The 21,811-nt window shown below is 68.1% G+C and carries 22 protein-coding genes and 1 tRNA gene; 13 read left to right on the forward strand and 10 right to left on the reverse strand.

Annotated elements, in window-relative coordinates; translation table 11 throughout:
• The first annotated feature begins 2 nt into the window (after positions 1-2).
• Genes QZ814_RS11630 through QZ814_RS11645 form a run of 4 tightly spaced genes read left to right on the forward strand, consistent with a single transcriptional unit; the run spans position 3 to position 3,938 of the window.
• Complete coding sequence (locus tag QZ814_RS11630) at positions 3-833, forward strand: DUF1080 domain-containing protein (protein WP_294332274.1); 831 nt, start codon at positions 3-5, stop codon at positions 831-833.
• On the forward strand, positions 830-1,393 hold the full coding sequence (locus tag QZ814_RS11635) for a gluconate 2-dehydrogenase subunit 3 family protein (RefSeq protein WP_294332276.1): 564 nt from the start codon (positions 830-832) through the stop codon (positions 1,391-1,393). The genes QZ814_RS11630 and QZ814_RS11635 overlap by 4 nt, the downstream gene beginning before the upstream one ends.
• Positions 1,390-2,235: a sugar phosphate isomerase/epimerase gene (locus QZ814_RS11640; RefSeq protein ID WP_294332279.1), complete on the forward strand. Its 846-nt coding sequence runs from the start codon at positions 1,390-1,392 to the stop codon at positions 2,233-2,235. The genes QZ814_RS11635 and QZ814_RS11640 overlap by 4 nt, the downstream gene beginning before the upstream one ends.
• 29 nt (positions 2,236-2,264) lie before the next feature.
• Positions 2,265-3,938 carry a GMC family oxidoreductase gene (locus QZ814_RS11645; RefSeq protein ID WP_294332282.1) on the forward strand — a complete coding sequence of 558 codons (1,674 nt, stop codon included), beginning with the start codon at positions 2,265-2,267 and terminating at the stop codon, positions 3,936-3,938.
• A gap of 15 nt (positions 3,939-3,953) precedes the next feature.
• Here the strand turns inward: QZ814_RS11645 and QZ814_RS11650 are convergent, their stop codons facing one another.
• Positions 3,954-6,134 carry a penicillin acylase family protein gene (locus tag QZ814_RS11650; protein ID WP_294332284.1) on the reverse strand — a complete coding sequence of 727 codons (2,181 nt, stop codon included), beginning with the start codon at positions 6,132-6,134 and terminating at the stop codon, positions 3,954-3,956.
• 27 nt (positions 6,135-6,161) lie between these two features.
• On the opposite strand from QZ814_RS11650, the gene QZ814_RS11655 reads away from it, so the two are divergent.
• The 3 genes from QZ814_RS11655 to QZ814_RS11665 all read left to right on the forward strand — a co-directional run bounded on the left by QZ814_RS11655 (position 6,162) and on the right by QZ814_RS11665 (position 9,706).
• Entirely contained in the window at positions 6,162-7,442 is a 1,281-nt protein-coding gene (locus QZ814_RS11655) for an amidohydrolase family protein (RefSeq protein WP_294332288.1), read from the forward strand.
• A gap of 86 nt (positions 7,443-7,528) precedes the next feature.
• Positions 7,529-8,419 (forward strand): LysR substrate-binding domain-containing protein, encoded by an 891-nt coding sequence (locus QZ814_RS11660; protein WP_294332291.1) that lies wholly within the window; start codon positions 7,529-7,531, stop codon positions 8,417-8,419.
• Between the two features lie 204 nt (positions 8,420-8,623).
• Entirely contained in the window at positions 8,624-9,706 is a 1,083-nt protein-coding gene (locus QZ814_RS11665; RefSeq protein WP_294332293.1) for a putative sulfate exporter family transporter, read from the forward strand.
• A 222-nt stretch (positions 9,707-9,928) separates the two neighbouring features.
• Here the strand turns inward: QZ814_RS11665 and QZ814_RS11670 are convergent.
• Both QZ814_RS11670 and QZ814_RS11675 read right to left on the reverse strand, forming a co-directional pair.
• Positions 9,929-10,003 (reverse strand) — tRNA-Gln (locus QZ814_RS11670).
• A gap of 23 nt (positions 10,004-10,026) precedes the next feature.
• Positions 10,027-11,124, reverse strand: a complete 1,098-nt coding sequence (locus QZ814_RS11675) for a branched-chain amino acid aminotransferase (RefSeq protein WP_294332296.1) — start codon at positions 11,122-11,124, stop codon at positions 10,027-10,029.
• 69 nt (positions 11,125-11,193) lie between these two features.
• On the opposite strand from QZ814_RS11675, the gene QZ814_RS11680 reads away from it, so the two are divergent.
• Positions 11,194-11,679 (forward strand): helix-turn-helix domain-containing protein, encoded by a 486-nt coding sequence (locus QZ814_RS11680; protein ID WP_294332299.1) that lies wholly within the window; start codon positions 11,194-11,196, stop codon positions 11,677-11,679.
• A 22-nt stretch (positions 11,680-11,701) separates the two neighbouring features.
• On the opposite strand, the gene QZ814_RS11685 is transcribed toward QZ814_RS11680, so the two are convergent.
• From QZ814_RS11685 to QZ814_RS11715, 7 genes are all read right to left on the reverse strand, one after another.
• On the reverse strand, positions 11,702-12,319 hold the full coding sequence (locus QZ814_RS11685; protein ID WP_294332302.1) for a hemerythrin domain-containing protein: 618 nt from the start codon (positions 12,317-12,319) through the stop codon (positions 11,702-11,704).
• A 71-nt stretch (positions 12,320-12,390) separates the two neighbouring features.
• Positions 12,391-13,194: a pyrroline-5-carboxylate reductase gene (gene proC, locus QZ814_RS11690; protein WP_294332306.1), complete on the reverse strand. Its 804-nt coding sequence runs from the start codon at positions 13,192-13,194 to the stop codon at positions 12,391-12,393.
• A gap of 1 nt (position 13,195) precedes the next feature.
• On the reverse strand, positions 13,196-13,705 hold the full coding sequence (locus QZ814_RS11695) for a YbjN domain-containing protein (protein ID WP_010544228.1): 510 nt from the start codon (positions 13,703-13,705) through the stop codon (positions 13,196-13,198).
• Between the two features lie 112 nt (positions 13,706-13,817).
• Complete coding sequence (locus QZ814_RS11700) at positions 13,818-14,078, reverse strand: accessory factor UbiK family protein (RefSeq protein WP_294332309.1); 261 nt, start codon at positions 14,076-14,078, stop codon at positions 13,818-13,820.
• 15 nt (positions 14,079-14,093) lie between these two features.
• The gene (locus QZ814_RS11705) at positions 14,094-14,657 is read right to left on the reverse strand and encodes a TspO/MBR family protein (RefSeq protein ID WP_294332312.1); all 564 of its coding nucleotides are present in this window, start codon (positions 14,655-14,657) and stop codon (positions 14,094-14,096) included.
• A gap of 103 nt (positions 14,658-14,760) precedes the next feature.
• The gene (locus QZ814_RS11710) at positions 14,761-15,951 is read right to left on the reverse strand and encodes an MFS transporter (protein WP_294332314.1); all 1,191 of its coding nucleotides are present in this window, start codon (positions 15,949-15,951) and stop codon (positions 14,761-14,763) included.
• An 80-nt stretch (positions 15,952-16,031) separates the two neighbouring features.
• Positions 16,032-16,781, reverse strand: a complete 750-nt coding sequence (locus tag QZ814_RS11715) for a TlyA family RNA methyltransferase (RefSeq protein ID WP_294332317.1) — start codon at positions 16,779-16,781, stop codon at positions 16,032-16,034.
• Between the two features lie 137 nt (positions 16,782-16,918).
• On the opposite strand from QZ814_RS11715, the gene QZ814_RS11720 reads away from it, so the two are divergent.
• The 5 genes from QZ814_RS11720 to dxs all read left to right on the forward strand — a co-directional run bounded on the left by QZ814_RS11720 (position 16,919) and on the right by dxs (position 21,722).
• On the forward strand, positions 16,919-17,641 hold the full coding sequence (locus tag QZ814_RS11720; RefSeq protein WP_294332319.1) for an alpha/beta hydrolase: 723 nt from the start codon (positions 16,919-16,921) through the stop codon (positions 17,639-17,641).
• A gap of 166 nt (positions 17,642-17,807) precedes the next feature.
• Positions 17,808-18,788, forward strand: coding sequence for an alpha/beta hydrolase (locus QZ814_RS11725; protein ID WP_294332324.1), 981 nt, complete (start codon positions 17,808-17,810; stop codon positions 18,786-18,788).
• Between the two features lie 58 nt (positions 18,789-18,846).
• A complete protein-coding gene (locus QZ814_RS11730) occupies positions 18,847-19,233 on the forward strand; it encodes a MerC domain-containing protein (protein ID WP_294332327.1) in 387 nt (128 codons plus the stop codon).
• Positions 19,234-19,286: 53 nt separating this feature from the next.
• Complete coding sequence (locus QZ814_RS11735) at positions 19,287-19,745, forward strand: transcriptional repressor (RefSeq protein WP_294332329.1); 459 nt, start codon at positions 19,287-19,289, stop codon at positions 19,743-19,745.
• A 51-nt stretch (positions 19,746-19,796) separates the two neighbouring features.
• Positions 19,797-21,722: a 1-deoxy-D-xylulose-5-phosphate synthase gene (dxs, locus tag QZ814_RS11740; protein WP_294332333.1), complete on the forward strand. Its 1,926-nt coding sequence runs from the start codon at positions 19,797-19,799 to the stop codon at positions 21,720-21,722.
• Positions 21,723-21,811 lie beyond the last annotated feature (89 nt).

Raw genomic sequence — 21,811 nt, forward strand, 5'->3', positions numbered from 1 at the left:
CAATGTCGAGACGCAGCGCCCTGCTGCTGGCCGTTCTGACAGCGATGGCAGCCACCCCGGCCGCCGCGCAGGAGAAGCCGGGCTTCAAGGATACCCCGATCCTGCCGGGCGGCGGCAATTGGCACGTCCATGACTCGGACCGGCCCTATCCCGCCACCGTCACCCCCGCGGCCCAGCCGGGCGGCGCGCCTTCGGACGCGATCGTCCTCTTCGACGGCCGCTCGCTCGATGCCTGGACCGCGCAGCGCAAGCTGTGGCCGGTCGAGGGCGGCGTGCTTACCGTGCCCAGCCGCGCCAGCAGCGGCGGCGAGAATGCGCTGATCACCAAGCAGAGCTTCGGCGACGCCCAGCTGCACCTGGAGTTCCGCTCGCCGAGCCCGCCGACCAAGAGCTCGCAGGATCGCGGCAACAGCGGCATCTGGTTCATGCAGCGCTACGAGATCCAGATTCTCGACGGCTATCAGAACCCCACTTATGCCGACGGCACGGTGGGTGCGGTCTATGGCTGGAAGCCGCCGCTGGTGAACCCCTCGCGCAAACCGGGCGAATGGCAGAGCTATGACGTGGTGTTCGAGCGGCCCCGCTTCGCCGCCGACGGCAAGCTGCTCCGCCCCGCCTATATCACCGCCTTCCTCAACGGCGTGCTGGTGCAGAACCATCAGGCGATGCTCGGCACCACCAACTGGCGCCACGTCGCCGAATATACCGCGCATGCCGATGCCCTGCCGATCCAGCTGCAGGACCATGACTCGCCGGTGTCGTTCCGCAACATCTGGGTGCGCCCGCTGCCCGAAAGCGCCATCGCCCAGGACCTGCCGGGAGACCGCAAATGATCCTCGACCGCCGCGCCGCCCTCACCGGCGTGCTCGCCCTGTTCGGGTCGGCCGTGTTCGCCCCCCTTGCCCGCGCCGCGCAGATGACCGCCGCGCAGCTGATCCCGGACGGCCCGCCCAGCGTCGCCGTGTTCAGCCCCAGCCAGCGCGCGCTGATGACCGCGCTCAGCGAGCGGGTGATCCCCACCACCGACACGCCGGGCGCGATCGCCGCGGGCGTGCCCGCCTTCATCGAGAAGCTGCTCGCCGACTGGGCCTCGCCGACCGACCGGGTGCCGATCCTCGCCGGGCTCGACGCGATCGAGGCGCGCGCGCAGCAGGATTACAAGGTCGCCGCCGACAAGGCGACGCCCGAGCAGCAGGATGCCCTGCTCACGCTGGCGATGAACGGGGCGATCCCCGGCGGCCAGACCTTCTTCGAGGCGTTCCGCCAGCTGGTGATCACGGGGTATTACACCTCGGAGATCGGCATCACCCAGGAACGCGAATATCTGCCGGTGCCGGGCGAATATAACGGCGCCTTCCCCTATTCCCAGGTCAACAAGGTGTACAGCGCATGATGCTCGATCGACGCACTCTGCTCGCCGGCGCGGGCAGCGCCACCGCCCTTGCCGTGATGGGCCGCCTGGTTCCCACAGCGCAGGCCGCCTCGATCCAGGCGGTGGGCATCCAGCTCTATACCGTTCGCGACATCTTCCAGAAGGATCCCGCCGGCACGCTCGAGGCGATCGCCAGGGTCGGGTACCGCGAGGTCGAGTTCGGCGGGGGCGGCTACGAGGCGATGGACCCGGCGATGCTCCGCCGCACCATGGACAAGGTCGGCCTGCGCTGCCCCTCGCTCCATATCGGCTATGACGCGCTGCTCGGTCAGTTCGACAAGTCGGTGGCGATGGCCCGGACGCTCGGCGCGCAGACCGTGGTGCTGCCCTACATGACCGACGAGCACCGCACCGAGGCAGGCTGGAACGCCGCGCTGCCCAACTTCAACCAGTTCGCCCGCGCGCTGAAGAAGGCGGGCTTCGGCTTCGCCTATCACAACCATGATTTCGAGTTCACCACCAAGCCGGGCGGCCTTTCGTTGTACGATCGCCTCCTCAAGGAGACCGATCCGGCGCTGGTGAAGATCGAGCTCGACCTCTACTGGGCGAAGCGCGCGGGCCAGGACCTCGCCGCGCTGGTCGACCGGCTGAACACCCGCCTCTATTCCTATCACGTGAAGGACATGCGCGCCGATGGCAGCATGGCCGCGGTCGGCACCGGGACGATCGACTTCGCCGCGCTGTTCAAGCGCAAGGCAAGCGCCGGCGTGCGGCACTTCTATGTCGAGAACGACCAGGCGCCCGCGCCCTATCTTCCGGACATCACCACCAGCTTCAAGACGCTGCAAACGCTGCGCTTCTAACCATAACACTCCCTGGGAGAGGGAACATCATGGCTGCAACCAACAGGTTCGACGCGATCGTCATCGGCTCGGGCGTCAGCGGCGGCTTTGCCGCGAAGGAACTCACCGAGAAGGGTCTTCGCGTGCTGATGCTCGATCGCGGCCGCATGGTCGAGCATGGCGAGGACTATCCGTACGACGGCAAGCCCGCCTATGACGTCCCCGCCCGCAACATCATGCCCAAGGAGCTGCAAGAGCGCGACTATTTCATCGCCAAGCGCGGCTATGTCGCGCCCAGCAACATGGGCTTCTACAACAACGACCGGCTGAACCCGTACGCGTTCGACGAGGGCAGCAAATTCTACTGGATCCGCCCCGGCGCGGTCGGCGGCAAGTCGCTGATCTGGGGCCGCTGGAGCTTCCGCTGGGCGCCGATCGACTTCGAGGCGAACCAGCGCGAGGGCGTGGATGGCGCCTGGCCGATCGGCTATGACGACCTCGCCCCCTGGTACGCCAAGGTCGAGGACTATATCGGCGTCTCGGGCTCGCGCGAGAACCTGCCCTATCTGCCGGACAGCAACTTCCAGCCGCCGATGCCGATGAACGTCGCCGAGAAGTGGCTGAAGGAACGGCTGGAGGCGAAGTTCCCCGGCCGCAAGCTGATCCACACCCGCCTGTCCAACATGACCGAGGACAAGCCCGACCAGGGCCGCACCAAGTGCCAGTTCCGCAACCAGTGCGGCAATGGCTGCTCGTTCGGCGCCTATTTCTCGACCCAGGCGGTCACCCTCCCCGCCGCGCGCGCGACCGGCAAGCTGACGCTCCAGTCCGATGCGGTGGTGACCAACATCGAGTATGACGCGGCGAAGAAGCGCGTCACCGGCGTGCGCTATGTCGATGCCAAGACCGGCCAGGCGCAGGTGGTGAACGCAGACCTCGTCTTCCTCTGCGCCTCGGCGATGGGATCGAACCAGATCCTGCTCAACTCGCGGCCCGCCGGCAGCGAGCGCAGCCATTTCGACAGCAGCGGCACGCTCGGCCGCTATGTGATGGATCACATCTTCCGCGTCGGCGTCGAAGGGGAGATCCCGGGCATGACCGACCTGATCGAATATGGCCGCCGCCCCGGCGGCGTCTACATCCCCCGTTTCCGCAACCTCGGCGGCGAAGAAGGCGTGGGGTTCAAGCGCGGCTATGGCTATCAGGGCAGCGCCTGGCGCGTCCCCGCGTCGCCGGTCGGCTTCGGCGCGTCGATGAAACACGCCATGCGCCAGTACGGCCCGTGGCGGTTCAGCATGGGCGCGTTCGGCGAGTGCCTGCCCTACAAGGACAATCGTGTCTCGCTCCACCCCAGCAAGGTCGATCGCTTCGGGGTGCCGCTGATGCGCTTCGACGTCACCTTCCGCGACAACGAGCTCAAGCTGATTGCCGATGCCCGCATCCAGGGCGAGGCGATGCTGCGCGCGGCGGGCCTCCAGAACGTGAAGAGCAGCGAGGGCGACCACGTCCCCGGCGACGCGATCCACGAGATGGGCGGCGCGCGCATGGGCGCGGATCCGCGGACCTCGGTGCTCGGCAGCTTCAGCCAGGCGCATGACGCGCCCAACCTCTACGTCACCGACGGCGCGCAGATGGCCTCGGCCTCGTGCGTCAACCCGTCGCTCACCTTCATGGCGCTGACGATGCGCGCCGCAGACCATGCGGTGAAGCAGCTCCGCGCCTGATGCACGCGAGCGTCGTTACCGGCCCGGCCGGTAGCGACGCTCGACATGCCCGGCGAGTTCGTCCGGGTAGAAATAGACTTTGCGCAGAGTGCCGCTGGCATAGCGATCAATCTGGTCGGCGAAGTGCGGCGAAGCCGGGTCGCCGCTCTGCCCGCCCGCCATCACCGCGCTGGCCGAGACGCGCGGCCCGAACGACACCACCGCGACGAAGCTGTTGCCGCTGGTGCCGTAATAGCGCTTGGTCCCCCAGGCTTTCGCTCCGAACGAGGCGAGGCTGCCCCATTGCGCCGAGGTGAACGGCACCGGCACCGAGGGCTTGGCATCGTCGAAATGCGGCTGGAGCGCATCGTCGAGCCGTTGGAAGCGGTTGATCTGCCCCCAGGCCGTCTTCCAGCTGCCGAAATCGCGCTGCAGCCGCTCGACCGCCGCCGACAGCGCCGCCAGACGGGTGCCTGCATCGACCTTGGCGGCGATATAGTCGGGCACGTTCATCCGCTCGGCCTGGGCAAAGCTGCCCACCTCGCGCCACAGCTGGTCGCCCCAGAACACGGCGAGGCTGGTCGCAACCGAGTCCGCACGCCAGCGATGGTCCCAGCCAGCCAGCACCGCCACGGGGTCGGCCAGCGCCGCGCGGCGCGGATCCCCTTCCGGCAGCGCACGCCACGCCGCGACCAGCTCGGGCACCAGCTTGGCGAAGGCGGGCAGATACGGATCGAACGCCGCCGCGCGCAGCCGCTCGGCCGTCCAGTCGCTCTTGCCGGTGAGCAGCAGGTCTGCATGCACGCCGCGCGCATTGCCGCCCACCTGGTCCATGTAGCGCGGATAGTCCTTCACCTTGGGGCTGTCGGGCCCGGCGGCTTCCCACGGCCAGTCATTGGTGTTGTGCGCCCAGCCGACCTTGGGGTTGAGCACGCTCGGCAGGCTGGGGAGCGTGTGCAGCCCCTTCCAGTCGGTCGCGGGATCGCTGCCGTCGACGGGGCGGGTATAGTCGAACCGATCGTCGCGCACCGGCATGAACTGCGGCATCAGGAACGCGATCTCGCCCTTCGAATCCGCGAACAGCGTGTCGTTGGACGAATTGGCCTTGCGCTCGGCGACCTGCAGATAGCTGGCAAGATCGGTCGCCTTGGTACGCAGGAAGCTCTGCTCCAGCGCCGGCACCGGCCGCCACATCAACGCGGTGGCGATCCAGCGCCCGTGCTTCGCCGCGACGATCGGCCCGTGATGCGTGCGCCAGGTGGTGAAGCGCCGCTCGCCCATCGTGCTGTCCGGCTTGCGATAGCGCAGCGTCACCTCACGCGCCGCTACCGGACGCATCTCGCTGCCATAGCGATAGGCCCAGCCCTGCCCCGCCCGCACGATCCGCTCGGCAAAGGCATCGACATTGTCGACCGTGGACGAGGTGTGCATCCACCCCGCCTGCGCGTTGAAGCCCTGATAGATGAAGAACTGCCCCCAGGTGCTCGCGCCGTACGCGTTCAGCCCCTGCTCGCTGGTCACCTGCGCCTCGGAGCGGAAATAGAAGCTGGTGTGCGGGTTGATCAGCAGCAGCGCATGGCCATCCACCGTCAGCTTCGGCGCGATCGCGATGCCGTTGGAGCCGCTGGGCTCGCGCGGCACATTGCCCTGCTCCTCGGGCGTCGGCGGAGTGGGCGTGCCGTAGAAAGTCTTGAGGTCGCTCAGCGATATACGCTCGATATCGCCGCCGATGCTCCCCTCGGTGAAGCTCAGCGCCATCCACGGCTCGAAGCGGGCGAGCACCTTGGGCCTCACCTGCGGATGCGTCGCCAGATAGAAGTTCAGGCCGTCCGCCCAGGCCTGCATCAGCGCCTGCAGCCACGCCGGACTGCGGGAATAGCCCCGCTTCAGTTCCTCCGGATCGACATACAGCCGCTGGCGCAGATCGGCCCAGAGCGCGCCCTCGCCTTCCGCCTCGGCAGTGCGGCCGAGCGCGGTCAGGTAATTCGCCTCGATCCGACTGAAATCATCCTCGGCCTGGGCATAGATCATGCCGAACACGGCGTCGGCGTCGCTATTGCCGCGGATATGGGGCACGCCCCAATCGTCGCGGGTAATCGTCACGCGGGCCGCCTGCGCCTGCCACCGGGCGCGCTCCGGATCCGGCGCGGCAGCGGTCGCCCCGAACAAGGCCAGCAACAGCAGCGGATTGCGCGCACGGCGGATCAGCGTATCCATGGCGCGAGACTAGAAGAGGGGGAGCAGATGGCCAAGCACTGGTTCGCGGTCCTCGCCGCGCTGGCACTGGGCGGCACGGCGACGGCGCAGCAGGCGGAACCTGCCGCCCTCCTGCTCAAGCCCGCCGCGGTGTTCGACGGCATGGACGGCCAGAGCCATGCCGGCTGGCAGGTGCTGGTCCGCGGCGACCGGATCGTCGCGGTCGGTCCCAATCTCCCCGCCCCCGCCGACGCGAAGGTGATCCCGCTCGACGGCGATACGCTGATGCCCGGCATGATCGAGGGCCACGCGCACCTCTTTCTCCACCCGTATAACGAGACGAGCTGGGACGATCAGGTGCTGCACGAGCCGCTCGCGCTGCGCACCGCCCGCGCGGTTGCGCAGGCCCGTGCGACGCTGCACGCCGGCTTCACCAGCCTGCGCGATCTCGGCACCGAGGGCGCCGGCTATGCCGATGTCGGGCTCAAGGCGGCGATCGACCAGGGCATCGTCGAGGGGCCGCGCCTGCAGGTGGCGACCCGCGCCATCGTCGCGCTCGGTGCCTATGGGCCGAAAGGGTTCGAGCCGGGCGTCGAGGTGCCGCAGGGCGCCGAGGAAGTCTCCGGCCCCGAGCAGATCGTCGCCGCCGTCCGCCGACAGATCGCCGCGGGCGCCGACTGGATCAAGCTCTACGCCGATTATCGCTGGCGCCCCGGCGAGGACAGCCGCCCGACGCTCAGCCTGGAAGAAATGAAGGCCGCCGTCGCCGCCGCGCACGATGCCGGCCGCCCGGTCGCGGTGCACGCCGCCACTGCGGAAGGCATGCGCCGCGCGATCGAAGCCGGCGTCGACACGATCGAGCATGGCTATGGCGGCACGGCCGCGATCTTCGCCGCGATGGCCGCAAAGAAAATCGCCCTTTGCCCGACCCTTGCCGCCTCGGATGCAACCTCGCGCTATCGCGGCTGGAACGGTGCGGAGCCTGCGCCTGCCGCCGTCCGCCTCAATCGCGAGAGCTTCCGGCTGGCGCTGAAGGCGGGCGTGCCGATCTGCATGGGCGGCGATGTCGGCGTGTTCGCGCATGGCGACAATGCCCGCGAGATGGTGCTGCTGGCGGCCTCGGGCATGCGTCCGGCAGACGTGCTGCTGGCCGCCACCTCGGGCAATGCCCGCTGGTCCGGCCAGGCCGAACGGCTGGGGGCGATCAAATCGGGCCTGCTTGCCGATCTCGTCGCCGTGACAGGCGATCCCACCCGCGACATCGAGGCGATACACGCCGTCCGCTTCGTCATGAAGGGGGGCAAGGTGGTGGTGCCGACAACGGGGTGAACGGATCGCCGCCGCGTGCGCGCGTCCCTTCTACGTGCCCCCGGGGCAGGCGATGCCATGACCACGCAAACCGCTAGGTGCCCGATATGACCCTCGAACAGCTCCGCATTTTCGTCGCTGTGGCCGAACGCGAGCACATGACGCGGGCGGCGGAGGCGGTCGGCGTCACCCAGTCCGCCGCCTCCGCCGCCATCGCGACGCTTGAGGCTCGGCACGACATCAAGCTGTTCCACCGCGTCGGTCGCGGCATCGAGCTGACCGATGCCGGCCGCTTTTTCCTAGGCGAAGCGCGCGCCGTCCTCGCCCGAGCGGCGGAAGCCCAGCTGGCGCTCGGCGAATATGCCGGGTTGAAGCGGGGCCATCTTCGGCTCGTCGCCAGCCAGACGATTGCCGCCTATTGGCTGCCCGAGCGGCTCGCCGCCTTCCATCGCCGCTATCCCGATATCGAATTGTCCGTCGCCATCGCCAATACCGAAGGAGCCGCGCACAGCGTCCGCGATGGTGACGCCGAGCTGGGCTTCGTCGAAGGTGCCGTCGACGAGCCGTCGCTCGCCCACTGGAAGGTTGGCGAAGACCATCTGTTGCTGGTCAGCGCCACGCCGGCGGAAGCGATCACCAACGCCTGGCTGGCCGCCGCGCCCTGGGTGATGCGCGAGCCTGGCTCCGGCACCCGTTCGACCTGCGAAGCCGCGATCCGGGACCGGGGATTGGACCCGCGCGACCTCAATGTCGTGCTGACCCTGCCGTCCAATGAGTCGGTGCTCGCCGCCGTCCGCGCGGGTGTCGGCGCGGCGATGCTGTCGCAGTTGGTCGTCCTGCCGCTCCTGGAAGCACGCGCATTGTTCGCCCTGCCCTTCGCGCTACCGCCGCGCCGCTTTCATGGTCTGCGGCAGAAGGAACGGTATCGCAGCAAGGCCGCCGACGCCTTGCTCGACGTCCTTGCGAGCTTCGACGTGCAGCCCGAATGGGTAATCTAATCGCCATTGGTGATCGGATTGAAGGCGGCCGCCCCCCTAACTGAACGACATCTTCCTGGACGTTTGTGGAGTTTGTGCAGCATCGCCTGGGCGCGGTGATGAAACGCGCGGACCAATAACATTGGACGATCAGAACCATATGGATTGATCGTTGGAATGATCGGTAAGCCCCGTCGCATCTGTGTCTCACCAAGGAGACACGAAGTGACTGCGCAGAGCCTGCCCCGCCGCCCCGACCTGCCCGGCAGCACCGTTTTGCCCGGCCTCGCGCTTTGCCTTGCCGTGACCGGCGCTGCCTTCGTCCTGCAGCGGATCGAAGAGGCGGTGTTCGGACGCGCCTGGCTGGAAGCGTTGGTCCTTGCCATCCTGATCGGCACGGCGGTGCGTACCGCCTGGACGCCGGACAGGCGCTGGTTCCCGGGCATCCGCTTCAGCGCCAAGTTCCTGCTGGAACTCGCGGTGGTCCTGCTCGGCGCCTCGGTGAGCGCCGCGACGATCCTCGCCGCCGGCCCGGGCCTGTTGTTCGGGATCGCGGGCGTGGTCTGCGTGGCGATCACCAGCAGCTATCTGATCGGCCGAATGCTGCGGCTGCCAAAGCGCATGGCCCTGCTCGTCGCCTGCGGCAATTCGATCTGCGGCAACTCAGCGATCGCGGCGGTGGCGCCGGTGATCGGCGCGGACGGCGACGACGTTGCGGCCTCGATCGGCTTCACGGCCGTACTCGGCGTAGTGGTCGTCCTGTCGCTGCCGCTGCTCGCCTTCGGCCTTCGTCTTAGCGGCCACCAGTTCGGCGCACTTGCCGGCCTCACCGTCTATGCGGTGCCGCAGGTGATCGCCGCGGCTGCGCCCGGGGGTGCGGCCGCCGTCCAGATGGGCACGCTGGTGAAGCTGGTGCGGGTGCTGATGCTTGGCCCGGTCTGCCTGGTCCTGTCGCTCGTCGCGCCTGCGCTGCGGGCGGAAGCCGATGAACGCCCCCCGCACGTCACCGCTGGAGAGCGCCCTGCCCGTGGCCGGCCGGCGCGGCACCACCTGGTGCCCTGGTTCATCCTCGGGTTCCTCGGCCTGGTGGCTTTGCGTTCCTTCGGCCTGATCCCGCATGCGGCGCTGGCCCCGGCGAACGATATCGCCACGCTGCTGACCGTCGTCTCGATGGCGGCACTCGGTCTGGGGGTCGATGTTCGCACCGTCGCCCATGCCGGCGGCCGAGTGAGCGCGGCCGTGATTCTCTCGCTACTCGTGCTCGGGGCGATCAGCCTCGGCCTCATCCACCTGCTGGCGCTGGCCTGACGTTCATGGTCCGCTTCGACACCCCCATGCCGTAGCGTCGCCTGCCCAACCTCCAGTGTATGCCGATAGGCGCAAGCTCAGCGCCCCGACGCTAGGCAGCAGTGTGGACCGGCAGTTTACAACTCACCCGGCGGCGGAGGCCCGGAAAGCGCACCACAGACCTGCCCCACACGAAGCGAAAACTTCGGGGTAGGAGACTGAGGCAACGATTTTTGGGAAAACTGGCTGGGGCGGGAGGATTCGAACCTCCGAATGACGGTACCAAAAACCGTTGCCTTACCACTTGGCGACGCCCCAACGGGAAGCGGGCTTATAGAGCCTCAGAAGAGGCGTTCAAGCCATCCGTGCGAGTCTGCCGCCGTTCCGCGCTGAATTCCCACCAGCTGCTCGCGCAGCCGCTCGGTCAGCAGGCCCGGGCCGCCATTGCCGATCTGGAAGTCGAAGCCGGCCCCGCGGACCGCACCGATCGGCGTGACCACCGCGGCGGTGCCGCAGGCGAACGCCTCGCGCAGGCGGCCGCTCTTGGCGTCCTCGCGCCACTGGTCGATCGAATAGCGTTCCTCGCGGACGTCCACCCCGGCATCCCGCGCCAGCGTGATCAGCGAGTCGCGGGTGATGCCCGGCAGGATCGTGCCCGAGAGCGGCGGGGTGGAGATGCTGCCGTCGTCGAACACGAAGAACACGTTCATGCCCCCCAGTTCCTCGACATAGCGGTTCTCGACCGCGTCGAGGAACACCACCTGGTCGCAGCCCTGGCGGATCGCCTCGGCCTGGGCGACGAGGCTCGCGGCATAGTTGCCGCCGCACTTGGCCGCCCCCGTGCCGCCCGGCGCCGCGCGGGTATAGTGATCGGACACCCACAGGGTCACCGACGGCGCGCCGCCCTTGAAATAGGCGCCCGCCGGCGAGGCGATGACGAGGTAGAGATATTCGCTCGCCGGCTTGACCCCGAGGAAGGTCTCGCTCGCGAACATGAAGGGGCGGAGATACAGCGCGGCGCCCTCGCTTTCCGGGATCCAGTCGCGATCGGCCTTCACCAGTTCGCGGATCGAGGCGAGGAACAGTTCCTCCGGCAGCGGCGTCATCGCCATGCGCTCGGCCGATTCGCGGAAGCGGCGGGCATTCTCGCCCGGGCGGAACAGCCCCGCGCCGCCATCGGGCAGGCGATAGGCCTTCAGCCCCTCGAAAATCTCCTGCGCATAGTGGAGCACCGCGCAGGCCGGATCGATCTGGAGCGGCGCATAGGGCTGGATGCGCGCATCGTGCCAGCCCTTGTCGGCCGAATAGCGGATCACCGCCATGTGATCGGTGAATACCTTGCCGAAGCCGGGATTCGCGAGGATCGTCGCGCGCTCGTCGCCGGTGCGCGGATTGGTGTGGGCCTCGAATTCGAAATCCAGGATCGTCGCGTCTTCCATCACTCGGTCTTTCTCGTCCCCAGAGCCTCGGGTTGCGCAGGACTAGGCGCGGTGGCAGAAACGGTCAACATGGCTGCCCCAATTCCTGCCTCTCCCCTCTTCCTGCGCGAACCCGAGATCCGGCGCGGCATCGAGCTGCTCTATTTCGGCTATTCGCATCTCACCCGCTCGATCGATGACGGGCTGGCGCGCCTGGGGCTGGGCCGGGCGCACCACCGCGCGCTCTATTTCATCGCGCGCAAGCCCGACCTGACGGTGAGCGAGCTGCTCTCGCTGCTGGCGATCACCAAACAGTCGCTGGGCCGGGTGCTGGGGGAGCTGGCGGAGCGCGGGCTGGTCGAGACGCGCGCCGGCACGCGGGATCGGCGGCAGCGGCTGCTGCGGCTCACCGACGCCGGGGCGAAGCTCGAGGCCGAGCTGTTCGAGGCGCTCCGCGAAAAAATGGCCGGCGCCTATTCAAGCGCCGGCCAGGGAGCCGTCGGGGGATTCTGGGCCGTGCTCGAAGGGCTGATGCCCGAGGACGAGCGCGGCCGGGTGGCGACGCTGGGGCGCTAAACGCACCCAGCCGCCGCCGGGTTCAGGCGACCTTGAAGCCTTCCTTGTTCATCGCAAGGGTGAGGGCCTTGTTCTTTTCCTCGCTGAGCTGGGCGCGCAGTTCGGGGAACAGCGTGTCCTCTTCCTCGCGAATGTGCTTCTCCAGCGCTGCGCGAAATTCCTTCACCTTCGCCAGCCATTTGGGCGAGGTGCTCGGCATGTTCTCCAGCTCGTAGAGGAACTGCTTCACATAGCCATGCTCGGCGTTGAGCGCGTCCGCCTGCGCGGTCTTGCCCGCTTCGCGGAGTGCCGGGTAGATGACATTTTCTTCTTCGATCGCATGCTTCACCAGCGCGTGCTTGATGTGCGCGAGCAGCATGTTACGACGTATCGTCGCCTTGTCGTCGGTCGCTTCCAGAGTGTCGAACACCTTCAGCACCGCCTTGTGCTCGGCCTTGAGCGCATCGTCCCAATTGCCGGCGAGCGCGCTCGGCGCCTGTACCGCCGCCTTGCGGCCGAGCATCGCGAGCAGGCCTAGCGCCGCACCACCGGCCACGGCGCCGGCGATCACGCCCACGCTGCTGCCGCTGCTCGTCTTGGCCGTGTCCTTGGCCGTCGTCTTCGTCGTGCGCTTGGGGTCGCGTTCGGTCGTCGTCGCCATGTCAGCCTCCGTCGATACTAGGATCGGAGGCTTAACCGCTGGAAATCGCAGCCGTTCCGTAGCGGTGCGCGCTATTTGCGCGCTTCGGCGGCCATTTCGGCGTTGCGCCGGGCAGAAGCGGCGAGCGTTTCGCGCAGCAGCGTCTTCAGTGCCGTGTCGCGATCGAGCACGTTCAGGCCCTCGCGCGTCGAGCCGCCCGGGCTGGCGACGCGATCGGCGAGCACGGCCGGGCTTTCGCTGGCAGCAGCCGCCATCAGGCCCGATCCCTCGACCGTGGCAAGCGCCAGCCGCTGCGCCTGATCGGCGGGCAGGCCCAGCGCCGCGCCGGCCTCGGCCAGCGCATCGACGAAGCGGAACACGAAGCCGGGGCCACAGCCGGCAAGTGCCGTCAGCGCATCGAGCATGGTCTCGCTCGGCACCCATTCGACCAGCCCGAGCGGGGCCATCAGCGTCTCGGCGGTGGCGCGCGCTTCGGCATCGTCGCTCGGCGTGGTGAGGCCGACGACGCCCTTGCCGATCGCGACCGGCAGGTTGGGCATGGCACGCACGACCGTCTTCGCGCCCAGCGCCTGCGAGAGCGTCGCGACCTCGACACCCGCCAGGATCGACACGAGCAGCGGCACGCCGGTGACCGCCGGTGCCAGCACCGGCGCAACGGCGTGAAGCTGCTGCGGCTTCACGGCCAGGACGACCGCGGTGGGGCGCTCATCCGCTGGCGGCGCGGTCACATGCCGCACGCCTTCAGGAATGGCAGGGCTGCCCGGATCGATCACGGTAATCGCGGACGGGTCGATCCCCGCCCCGGCCCAGCGGCGCAGCATCGCCCCGCCCATATTGCCGGCCCCGATCAGCCAGATCCGCGGCAACAGCGACATCTCAGGCCTCGCCCTGGGTCTCGATCAGCGCGGCGGCGATCGCCTCGCTCGGCGTCTTGCCGCCCCACAGGACGAACTGGAAGACAGGATAGAAGCGCTCGCACTCGTCGATCGCGCTTTCGACCAGCAGTTCGGCCTGGGCGAGCGTGAGCGAGGCGCCCTCGTCGCCGTCGATCAGCGCGGCGTGGCGGAACAGCAGAATGCCGGTCGACGACCAGAGCTCGAAATGGCCGATCCACAGCTGTTCGTTGACCAGACCGATCGTCTCGTAGACCAGTCCGCGCCGCTCCTCGGGCACGCGCACGTCGGGGAAGCCCATGAACTGCAGCACGCCGTCGTCCTCGCGCCAGATCGCGCGGAGTTCGTACTGGGTCCAGCTGCCCTTCACCTTGGCGACGATCTCGTCGTCCTCGCGCTCGTGCGTCCAGCCATGCGCGGCGAAATAGGTCTCGAGCATGTCGATGGGTGCCGCGGCGTCGCGGTCGAATTCCGCTTCGTCTAGCATGCCCATGTCGCCCCCGGTCGTGTAGCCATAGCCGCTAGTGCCAAGCACGCGAACGGGGCACAAGCTTGCGCCTGCGCCCCGCCGCTTAAAGCTGTGGACAAGGATCGCGCAGCCAGCGTCACGCAGTCCCTTGCGGGTTCAGCTTCGCTTCCAGCGCATCGAGGCGCGCCTTCAGCGCATCGGCCTCGTCGCGCGCGGCGGCAGCCATGGCCTTCACCGCTTCGAACTCGTCGCGGCTGACGAAATCGAGCCCGCCGATCCATTCACGGGCGCGCTCGCGCGCGCCGGCCTCGGCTTCGCGGGCCACCCCGGCGAAGGTGCCGGCGGCGCCGTTCACCATCTTCACCAGATCGTCGAACAGGCGATTGTCGGTCTGCATGTCAAAAAATCCCAGTCAAAGCGTTTCGAGGTGGATGTGGGCGTTCGACGCCGCCGACGCAATCTTTTCCGCATCGGGATTGAGATCGCGCACCTGCGAGAACAGCACGCTCGCGAAGCACACCCAGGCGAGATAGGGCAGCAGCATCAGCCCGGCGAGCGTGCGGACGCGCCAGAAGGCGACCATCGTCACCGCCACCAGCACCGCCAGCGCCACGATCACGATCAGCGCGAGGTCGAGCTTGTGGAAGCGGAAGAAGATCGGCGACCAGGCGAGGTTCACCGCGAGCTGGAGGACGAACAGCGCGACCGCCGCGGTCCGCCCGCGTGCGCCCCGCGCGCTCAGCACCAGCGCTAGGGCGAGGCCCATCAGCACATAGAGGATCGTCCAGACGACCGGAAAGGCGATGTTGGGCGGCTGGATCGCGGGTTTGGCGAGCGCGGTGAACCAGGGGTTCTGGTCCCCGGCGGGCGCGACCATCGCCGATCCGAAGCCGAGCAGCACAACCAGCGGCACCGTCACCAGCGCGCGAAGCCAGAAGCCACGCCGCAGTTGCGCCTTCGATGCCAGTGCGTTCACGTGCGTCTCTCCTGCCTACCCCTTTGCGAGTGCTGTTGCCTAGGCGATCAAAGGCTGGCTGCAAAGCCGTGTTGGGATGCCAACCATGCGCTGGCGGAGTCGATCATCCGCACCGATCGCGTCCCGCCAGCAAGGCAAGCGGGGCAGACGCAAGCAACAGCACCGCCCCCGCCAGGAATGCGGCGCCCGGACCAGCCCTGTCGAACAGCATCCCGCCGCCCGCCGCGCCCAGCGCAATTGCGAGCTGGATCACCGCCACCATCAGGCCGCCCGCCGCTTCCGCATCCTCGGCCAGCCGCCGGCTCACCCAAGCCCACCAGGCGACCGGCACGGCGGTGCCGATCAGTCCCCAGCCGGTGAGCAGCACGACGACTGGAAGCGGCCACGCGCCCACCGCGACGAGGCCCGTAGCGATGGCCGCCATCAGCAACGGGGCGATGACCAACGTCGCCGCCAGCCTTCGCGCGACGGCGCGTGCGATCAACCAAGTCCCGGCCAATCCCGCACCTCCCATCATCAGCAGCACCAGGGAAAGCGAGGTGACGCTGAGCCCGGTCACGGTTTCGAGGAACGGGCGAAGATAGGTGAACAATGCAAATTGGCCCATGAACAGCAATGCCACGGCCGCCATGCCGATGCGTGCCGCAGGCCGGCACAGCACGCGGAAAGGACTGACGCGTACCGCCGTGCGGGGCGAAGGCATCTCCGGCAATGTGCGCCAAAGCCAGACGAGCGTCGCGGCCGCCAGCGGAACCACCAGAAAGAAGGCCCCTCGCCAACCGATATACTGGCCAAGGAAACTGCCGAGCGGCGCGGCGATCGTCGTGGCGAAGGCATTGCCAGCATTCAGCGTCGCCAACCCCTTGGGCACCTGTGCCTCGGGCAGAAGGCGCATCACCGTGGCTGCCGACATCGACCAGAAGCCGCCGATGACGATTCCGATCAACGCGCGGCCCAGCATCAGCACCGCAAAGTTGGGCGCAAACGCAACCGTGACGCCCGAGGCCAACATCAACATCGACAGCCCGAGCAGAAGCCGGCGCCGGTCGATTCCTGCGGCCGCCCATGAGAGCGAAAGGCTCGTCAGCACCGCGAACAAGCCGGAAATGGAAATCGCCTGTCCCGCGGCCCCTTCGGTAAGGCCGAGATCGGATGCGATCGGGGTCAGGATACTGACCGGCATGAATTCCGATGCGATCAGCGTCGCGACGCACAGCGTCAGCGCGACGACCGCAGACCAGCCGCCGCGCCGGTCAGACGCCGGAGGATCGATGGAAATGAGATCCGCTTTCATGCCGACTTTTTAAGCGCGCGCGCTGGAGACGATAACATCGCAAAATCGGCACGCGGTACTGAATCCAATTCAGCAGTTTGCTAGGAGGCTTCTTCCTCGGCTCGCACCGCGCCGATCAGGAACTCCACATTGCCTTCCGGCCCGGTGATCGGGCTGCGGGTCACGCCCAGCACCTGCCAGCCCTTGCCGTCCAGCCAGGCTGCCACCTCGGCGCAGACCCGCGCGTGCACCGCCGGATCGCGCACCACCCCGCCCTTGCCGACTTCCTCGCGCCCCGCCTCGAACTGCGGCTTGATCAGCGCCGCCAGCCGCGCGCCGGGGCGGGTGAAGCCCAAGGGCACGTCGAGCACCTTGGCCAGCCCGATGAAGCTCGCGTCACACACCACCAGGTCGATCGGCTCGGGAATGTGCGCGTGCGTCAGGATGCGCGCGCTGGTCTGTTCGTGGACCACCACCCGCTCGTCCTGCCGCAGCTTCCAGGCGAGCTGGTTGGTGCCGCTGTCCACCGCATAGACGCGCGCCGCGCCGTTCGTCAGCAGCACGTCGGTGAAGCCGCCGGTCGACGAGCCGACGTCGATCGCCACCGCGCCGGTCACGTCCCAGCCGAAATGCTCCAGCGCATGGGCGAGCTTGATGCCGCCGCGCGACACCCAGGGATGGTCGCGCCCGCGCACCTCCAGCGCCGCATCCTCGGCGAGCATCTGGCCCGCCTTCTCGATCTTGCGCTCGCCGGTGAAGGCGAGACCGGCCATGATGAGCGCCTGGGCCCGCGTGCGGCTCTCGGCGAGCCCGCGGTCGACGAGCAATTGATCGGCGCGAAGCTTTGCCATGCCCGCCCTTTAGGCGCGGGCCACGCCTTGGCGCAACCGCTCCTCCATTCGGCGCACGCCGTATTGCCCACTAAATCAGTGGAGATTATAGAGGAAGTCCGGCCAGTCCCTCCCAAGGACACAAGGAGAGGAACGCAATGACGATCTTTTCGCCGATCGATGATCGCTCGCCGATCATCCTTACCGTACCCGGTCTCGGCGGCTCCGGGCCGTCGCACTGGCAGACGCTGTGGGAACAGTCCCGCCCCGATACCCACCGCGTCGAACTCGGCATGTGGGATGCGCCGCACCGCAACGCCTGGGTGACCAAGCTCGACCAGGCGATCCGGCAGGCGCAGGCGCCGGTGGTGCTCGCCGCGCACAGCCTGGGCTGCCTCGCCGTTGCCTGGTGGGCGACGCTGGCGGGGCAGACCTTCGGCACGCCGGTGGCCGGCGCGCTGCTGGTGGCCCCCGCCGATGTCGACCGCGACTCGGCCCCGGCCGAACTGCACGCCTTCCGTCCGACGCCGGCGTCCCTGCTGCCCTTCCCCAGCGTGGTCGTGGCGAGCAGCGACGATCCCTGGGTCAACCTCGCGCGCGCCGAAGACCTTGCTCGCGGCTGGGGCAGCCTGTTTGTCGATGCGGGTCCGCAGGGGCACCTCAACGCCGCCAGCGGAATCGGCTGGTGGGAAGAGGGCCAGGCGTTGCTCGACCGCCTGCTCGATACCGCCACCGAGCGTAGCGGCACGGTGCGCAACACCGCCGAAGCGCGCTCGCTGCTGGCGGTAAACGCCACCGATGCGGCGCAGGCGCATTATCTGGGCAACCGCGCAACCCGCGCTGCGCAAAATGCGATCAAATCAACCCAAGCACGCTGGTAAAATCGTGGAGAATCTCCTATAGTAACACGCATGGGAATGGCCGGGTGACGTACCCTAGAGCGGCACCCGGCCTACCCTTGCCGATCCTCTAGTATCTTGCGCCCATGCAGCCTTCCATTTGCCGTGGTGCAGTTGCAATCCCGCACACGCACGGCACGTTCCGACCATGACTGATATGGATCGTCGCGGTCTCCTTGCCGGCGCACTCGCCAGCCCGATCCTTGCCGGGGCGGCGCGAGCGGCAGCGGATCCTGCGCCGCAGACCAGCATCCGACTCTGGCCGAACGACGCGCCGGGCTTGCAGAATGGCGCCCTGACCGATCATATCGTTGACCGCACCATCGCCGGCGGCCCCCGCGACCGGGCGTATGACTCGATCCGCACGCCGCGACTCGACGTCTTCCCCGCCGAGACGCCGAATGGTGCCGCGGTGCTGATCACCCCGGGCGGCGGCTATGCGCGGGTGGTGATCGACAAGGAAGGCTATGAACTCGCCGCATGGCTGCAAGCGCGCGGGATTACTGCCTTCGTGCTCTTTTATCGGCTGCCTGCGCAGGGCTGGGCCGATCCCGCCGACACGCCGCTCGCCGATGCGCAGCGCGCGATCCGCCTGATCCGCGCGCGGGCCGCAGAATGGCGCGTCGATCCCGCGCGGGTGGCGACGATCGGCTTTTCCGCCGGCGGGCATCTCTGCGCCGATGGCTGCACGCGCTTCGATCGCCGCGTCTATGCCCCCATCGACGCAGCCGACGCGCTGTCCGCGCGGCCGATGCTTGCTGCCCCGATCTACCCGGTCATCGCGATGGAGTCGCCGATCGCGCACACGGCGTCGCGCGCCAATCTGCTGGGGCACCATGCGGTCCCTGCCGACCTCGTCGAACATGCGCCCGACCAGCAGGTCCGTGCCGACACGCCGCCTTGCTTCCTCGTCCATGCCGAAGACGACGGCACCGTGCCGGTGGAAAACAGCGTGCGGTTCCGCGCTGCCCTGAAGGCTGCCGGCGTGCCCGTGGAGATGCACCTGTTCGAACGCGGCGGGCATGGGTTCGGCCTGCGCGGCGCCGCGCATCTTCCCGCCGCCGGCTGGCCCGATCTCTGGCATGCATGGGCGGCCGGGCATGGCCTGTTCGGCGCCAGCGCCCGCTGACCAAGATTTTACGCGATGATATGTTGTACCGCCGCCTGGACAGGTCTATATGCCGTCCATGTCGCTGAGTACCCCCATTGCCCGCTGGTGGGCGAGCCTGGATGGCGCGTTCGATCGCATCGCCATCGGAATCAGCGGCCTGTGCCTGATCCACTGCATCGCAACGACCGTGCTGCTCACCCTCGCCTCCACCGCGGGCGGGTTGCTCGACCCGCATATCCATGAGGTCGGGCTGGTGCTCGCGATCGGCTTCGGCATCTTCGCGCTGGGTCGCGGGATTCTGCATCATGGCTATATGGCGCCGGCCGTCGTCGGCGCGTTCGGGCTCGGGATCATGAGCGGGGCGCTTACCCTGCCGCATGGCGGGTTCGAAACCTTCTGGACGCTGGTCGGCGTGTGCCTTGTCGCCCTTGGCCACGACCTGAACCACCGCGCCAGCCACTGAGCGCCCGGCGCGCCCTGCTTGCCGGAACCGGTCGCAGCGCCTAAATCCACGCCATGTCCGCGCATCATCATCACGAGCATCACGGGGCCGATCTCACCAAGGCGGCCCGCACCCGGCTGGAAGAGGCCGGGGAGCAGTGGACGGCGATGCGTGAGCGCGTGTTCGAGGCGCTGGCCGGTTTCGACAAGCCCGCGTCGGCCTATGACATCGCCGAGGCCGTTTCGAAGGCCGAGGGGCGCCGCGTCGCCGCCAACAGCGTCTACCGGATCCTCGACCTGTTCGTCGGATCGAACCTCGCGCGGCGGGTGGAAAGCGCCAACGCCTATGTCGCCAATGCCCATCCGGAATGCCTGCACGACTGTATTTTCCTGGTATGCGACAGCTGCGGCCAGACCACCCATCTCGACGACGATACGATCACCAAAAACGTCCGTTCGGCAGCGCAACATGCTGGTTTCTCACCGGTTCGCCCGGTGATCGAGGTGCGCGGCAAGTGCGGCAAGTGCGATTGACCTGCCCATTTGACCGTTCGACTCGGCCGTAACACTGCGCTAACAAACGCCATGGCTGACCTACCCAAGACGCCGCTGCTCGACACGGTCGACACGCCGCAGGACCTCCGGAAGCTCGCCCCCGCCCAGCTTCGCCAGCTGGCAGACGAGCTTCGCGCCGAAACCATCAGTGCCGTGGGCACGACCGGGGGCCATCTCGGCTCCGGCCTCGGCGTCGTCGAGCTGACGGTGGCGATCCACTATGTCTTCAACACCCCCGACGACCGGCTGATCTGGGACGTCGGGCATCAATGCTATCCGCACAAGATCCTCACCGGCCGGCGCGACCGCATCCGCACCATCCGCCAGGGCGGTGGCCTCTCCGGCTTCACCAAGCGCAGCGAGAGCGAGTACGACCCGTTCGGCGCCGCGCACTCCTCGACCTCGATTTCGGCCGCGCTCGGCTTCGCCACGGCGAACAAGCTGAAGGGCGCGCCCGGCAAGGCGATCGCGGTGATCGGAGACGGCGCGATGAGCGCCGGCATGGCCTATGAGGCGATGAACAATGCCGAGGCCGCCGGCAACCGGCTGGTCGTGATCCTCAACGACAACGACATGTCGATCGCACCGCCGGTGGGCGGGCTTTCGGCCTATCTCGCGCGCCTGATTTCCTCGTCCGAATATATGGGCCTGCGCAGCCTCGCGCGGCGGGTGACCCAGAAGGTCTCCCGCCGCCTGACCGCCGCCGCCGGCAAGGCGGAGGAATTCGCCCGCGGCATGGCGACCGGCGGCACGCTGTTCGAGGAACTGGGCTTCTATTATGTCGGCCCAATCGACGGCCATAATCTCGAGCATCTGATCCCGGTGCTGGAGAATGTCCGCGACGCCGAGCAGGGCCCGATCCTGGTCCATGTCGTCACCAAGAAGGGCAAGGGCTATGCCCCGGCCGAGAATGCGGCGGACAAGTATCACGGCGTCCAGAAGTTCGACGTGATCACCGGCGCGCAGGCCAAGGCGCCCCCGGGCCCGCCTGCCTATACCAAGGTCTTCGCCGACGCCCTGCTCGCCGAGGCGGAGCGTGACTCCACGGTCTGCGCAATCACCGCGGCGATGCCCTCGGGCACCGGCCTCGACAAGTTCCAGACGATGTTCCCGGAGCGCACCTTCGACGTCGGCATCGCCGAGCAGCACGCGGTCACCTTTGCAGCGGGCCTCGCTGCGCAGGGGATGCGGCCGTTCTGCGCGATCTACTCGACCTTCCTGCAGCGAGCTTATGACCAGGTGGTGCACGACGTCGCGATCCAGAACCTGCCGGTCCGCTTCGCGATCGACCGCGCCGGGCTGGTCGGTGCCGACGGCGCGACCCATGCCGGCAGCTTCGACGTGACCTATCTCGCCAGCCTGCCCAACTTCGTGGTGATGGCGGCGGCCGACGAGGTCGAACTCGTCCACATGACCCACACCGCCGCGCTGCACGACAGCGGCCCGATTGCGCTCCGCTACCCGCGCGGCAACGGCATCGGGCTGGAGCTTCCGAAGGTTCCGGAGCGGCTGGAGATCGGCAAGGGCCGCGTGGTCCGCGAGGGCAAGAAGGTGGCGATTCTGTCGCTCGGCACCCGCCTCGCCGAGGCGCTCAAGGCCGCGGACACGCTCGACGCCAAGGGACTTTCGACCACGGTCGCCGACCTGCGCTTCGCCAAGCCGCTCGACGAGGACCTGATCCGCCGCCTGCTCACCACCCACGAGGTGGCGGTGACGATCGAAGAAGGCGCGATCGGCGGCCTTGGCGCGCATGTGCTGACGCTGGCCAGCGACACTGGCCTGGTCGACGCCGGTCTCAAGCTGCGTACCATGCGCCTGCCGGACGTGTTCCAGGACCAGGACAAGCCCGAGAAGCAGTATGACGAAGCCGGCCTCAACGCCGCGCACATCGTCGACACGGTACTCAAGGCGCTGCGCTATAACGAGGCCGAACTGGCCGACGGGGTGCGGGCGTAACTTCTTGATCCTCCCCGGAACGGGGAGGGGGACCAAGACGCGCAGCGGCTTGGTGGACGGGAATTGCAGCGAAGGACGTCCTTCGTGGA

The organism is uncultured Sphingomonas sp. (genome assembly GCF_913777625.1).
In the GTDB taxonomy this organism is placed as follows: Bacteria; Pseudomonadota; Alphaproteobacteria; order Sphingomonadales; family Sphingomonadaceae; genus Sphingomonas.